We start from the raw sequence: 3,978 nt of genomic DNA, 5'->3' as shown, positions 1-3,978 counted from the left end.
TCAAGCAAGCCTTCGAGCGCTTCACACCAGTCGAATGCCGCAACTACCTGATGGCCGCAGGCTACGATGCCTTTGATCCAACCTGATCGGATGCAGCTATAATAGGGCGGTGATTGCCGCTACGAACTGCTCTCCGTCCTCTGCACGCGTAGCGCAGATACCGAGAATTTGGCGATTAATACGCCTGTCGGCGTTTCTGACGCGTACTCGAATCCCTCGCGGCCGAGGTAAATCGCCATGTGTAGTGGGCCCTCACTCCGCCCGATCTGGCCGTCAAATTCGAGCCCGACCCACCCATTGTCGAGGTGTTTTGCCGAGCATTCGATATCAGAATCTGTCTCATAAACATCGCTGCTGCTGATGATCCCAAGGTCTAGATTGTAGATAAACTGATATTCTGTATGTAACGGGGATTTGATGTGTACCATGAGCGACTTTGCGCCACGGCTTTTAACCTCCAAGCGGATCCGCAGCTTTTCGCCTTGCCCCGACGCCCCCCTGAGAAGAACACAGTGATTGCCATGGGTGCGATTGTCCTGAAGGCGACTTGCCTCGCGGCCATCTAAGACAATGATGTCGTCCCACGCAAAACTTGCATTGATGACTAGAGGGGAATCGAAGTCTATTTTTTCATAGGAGCGGACAGCTGTATCGCTCGGTTCGCTGTTGACGAGCGGAACTTCAAAGACAATCGGCTCGCCGCTATCAAGCGCTTTTTGTATATACTCGATTACGCTTCGTTCTGAAGTGTGTCGCACCCTGCCGTAGAAACCATACGCAAGGTGATAGAAGTTATGAAATACAGCGTCGGAAACTCTCGACCGCATCGCCTGTATTGATTTGATGTCAAAAGCACAGAGCTCATCAACAGCATCCACGATCTTGTCCATCCGTCTGTCTGCAGGGAGAATGGCATCGTAGCTCTCGTCAATGAAATTGCCGAAAGTTTGAAACCCAAGATCGCGTACTACAGCCAGCCCGCCAGGCTCACCAAAAAGGATGAAAGGATGCATGTGCAGTACGGGCTTCAAGAACTTCTCCGTAATGCGCTTCATATGCAGCCCATTATCGAATCCGGCGTCTGTCACGATCGAAAATAAGCTTTTCTGATAAGGCCCGGCATCAAACTGATAAGCCAATATGTTCTTGGTTGAGCCTGGATGGGCGTCGACAACTAGTGGAGACATGTCAGCCAGCGCTGACAAGGTCTTCGAGTACGATGCTCCTTCAGGCCAGTAGACTAGCTTTGCTTGCGCGTCAGCGTAGAAGTCGTATTCCATATCAGCAATACGAAATCCGGCGAACGAAACAAGTCCGTCGCTGAGCAGACCCCGCTCCAGTAACTTCATCAAAAACATCACGCGGGGAAACCGCGGGAAATAGTTATAACAAAGATATTTATGCGTCTTAACAATCCCATGGTCGGGATTCTGGAAATAGGACGCTGCCATTCTATCGAATGCGTCCTGGCCTGCAAACTTCTCAGAAATGAACTTAGCTTGGTTGAGGAGCCAAGATTGGGAGTAAATCATGTCGAATGGCTCGTAGCCATTATATGCGCAGAAATCCTTGTATAGACTCGGATTGTCAATCAGTAAATTGTTGTGGTGGATGATGCATGTCTTCAAAGGATCGAAGCCGTATCTTCCAATCATTTTATGTAAAGCAAGGACATGGGGCGCAAAACGCTCTTCCAAGGCCCACCCTTCGTGCGCGTAGTCAATAATCAGGACGTAATCCTGAGAGCCATTCAGCGCCGCCGAGTAGTCGGCTAGTTCTCTCGTAAGGTAATCGCCATCGACAGTCACAAACGCGAGTTGCGTTATGTGTAAGAAAAAAGCGTGTGCGCGCCAGGAAGCATCTGCTAGCGGTATTCTTTCGATGCATCCGTCAATAGTATCGCAGTAGTCCAAGAAGCCGGACGAACCACACACTGCGATTGGCGTTCTGTTGAAAGAGTCTGGCAAGGCGCTTCTCTTAGATGTTTGATCCAGTTAGTATAGCCAAAATTTCTCCGCGATCTTGTCTTTGGTCAACAAGGCCATGCCGCCTACCCAACGAAATGGATTTTCGCGACCGGGATCGTCCCTATAGAGATTAGTTCCTATTAACACGACGCGCCCACTTGAAAACGCTGAAAGCGGATTTGGGAGGCTTCTGTGGTGCCGTAACCACACGCAATGATCAGCAATTGTGTTTCGGCGTGCAACTGGCTCTGACTCACTCTCGCTGATGCCGACGGCGTTGAGGTTGCGGACACCCACGATGGAGCCGCAGCATGCGCCCTGGCTTCCGATCGTCGAGCCTCGTACCCGCTGGATTCGTCGTCGATCATGTCGATGTCGGCGCCGACCGGACCGATCTAGTCGTGAGGTCGGGAGCCGCAGTGATGAGCTGCCCAGACTGGCGGACTCCTTCGCGTCGCATCCAAAGCCGCTACCAGCGCCGTGCCGCCGACCTGCCGCTCGGTGGCCGGCGCGTCGAGCTTCAGGTCGTCGTACGACGCTTCTGGTGCGACGCAGCTGCCTGCAGGCGGAAGATCTTCGCCGAGCGTTTTCCCGACGGCGTTCTGCCCGCCTTCGCGCGACGCACCTCGCGGCTGGAGCAGATCGTGCATCACGTCGGTCTTGCGCTTGGCGGTCGGCCCGGTGCGGGCCTCGCCCAGCGTCTCATGCTGCCGGTCAGTCGCGACACCCTCCTGCGCGTCGTCCGCCGTCGGGCGACGATACGGTCCGATCCGCTCGGCGTCATCGGCATCGACGACTTCGCCTGGCGACGCAACCACCGTTACGGCACCCTGGTCTGCGATCTCGAACGCCGCCGCATCGTGGCGCTCCTACCGGACCGCGAACAGGCAACCGCTCAGACCTGGCTGAAGGAGAATGCCTCGATCGAGATCGTCGCCTGCGACCGTGGCGGCGGATATGGTGAAGCGATCGCTCGCGCTCTGCCGCAGGCTATCCAAGTCGCCGACCGTTGGCACCTCATGGAGAACGCCAGCCGCGGCTTCCTCGTTGCCGTACGCAGGTCGATGCGTCAGGTTCGCAAGGTCGTTGGCGTAGCCACCCTTGATACGGCAGTCCTCACCGCAGTTGAGCGCATCCAGTACGAGGGATACCTGCGGCGGGAAGAGGCGGACGCGGCCATCCGCGCGCTCGCCCAGGCAGGCGTCCCGATCCGCCGGATCGGCCAGCGCCTAGGCCACAGCCGCAAGGTGGTGCGTGCGGTCCTGCGTGGCGAGCGTACGGACGTCTTCCGGGTCCGCCAGAGCTCGCTCGAAGCCCATCTGCCCTGGCTCGATGCCCAGTGGGACGCGGGCAATCGCAATGCCACCGAACTTTGGCGGAAGGCGAAGGTGCAGGGCTTCCAAGGATCGCTCCGGGTCGTCGGGGAATGGGCGACGCGGCGCCGGCGCGCAGAGCAGGCCAACATCGAGCGGCTTCAGCGCGTGCCGTCGGCGCGAACCTTGGCACGACTGCTGACGACGGGTCGGGACCGGTTGACCAGGGCGGAGACGCTGACCGTGGCCGCCGTCGAGGAAGGGGTGCCGGCGCTGGTCGAGGCGCGCGAGGTGGTCGGCGTCTTCCAGACGATGGTACGAGGAAACGAGCTTGGCCAGTTCGAGGGATGGATCAGGCGAGCTGAGGCGAGTCTCGTCGCCTCCTTCGCGCGCGGCATCGGTCAGGACCGAGCCGCAGTTCAGGCCGCGATCACGCTGCCGTGGTCGAACGGCCAAACGGAGGGACAGATCACCAAGCTCAAGCTCGTAAAGCGCCAGATGTACGGCCGGGGCAAGATCGACCTGCTCCAAGCTCGCCTGATCGGCCTCACGCCTTGAGGATCAGCGAAAGTGTGGCAGAGCCAAAGTTGCACGCCGATCTGGAGTGGGCCCCTGGAGGTGGACGGATTGGATAAGGCTGATTGACCGGCTGGCTGGGTCTTCGGAGGATGAAGACCATGGCACGACACCGTTCCCAC

2 protein-coding genes are annotated in these 3,978 nt (G+C 57.6%); one reads left to right on the top strand and one right to left on the bottom strand.

Annotated elements, in window-relative coordinates; all coding sequences use genetic code 11:
- Positions 1-119: 119 nt before the first annotated feature.
- Positions 120-1,967: a hypothetical protein gene (locus ASG63_RS25615; protein WP_156394271.1), complete on the bottom strand. Its 1,848-nt coding sequence runs from the start codon at positions 1,965-1,967 to the stop codon at positions 120-122.
- A 311-nt stretch (positions 1,968-2,278) separates the two neighbouring features.
- On the opposite strand from ASG63_RS25615, the gene ASG63_RS19770 reads away from it, so the two are divergent.
- The gene (locus ASG63_RS19770; RefSeq protein WP_056220563.1) at positions 2,279-3,838 is read left to right on the top strand and encodes an ISL3 family transposase; all 1,560 of its coding nucleotides are present in this window, start codon (positions 2,279-2,281) and stop codon (positions 3,836-3,838) included.
- Positions 3,839-3,978: the final 140 nt, after the last annotated feature.

The organism is Methylobacterium sp. Leaf94 (assembly GCF_001426045.1).
Taxonomy (GTDB): domain Bacteria; phylum Pseudomonadota; class Alphaproteobacteria; order Rhizobiales; family Beijerinckiaceae; genus Methylobacterium.
This window is presented reverse-complemented; position numbering and strand designations above follow the sequence as displayed.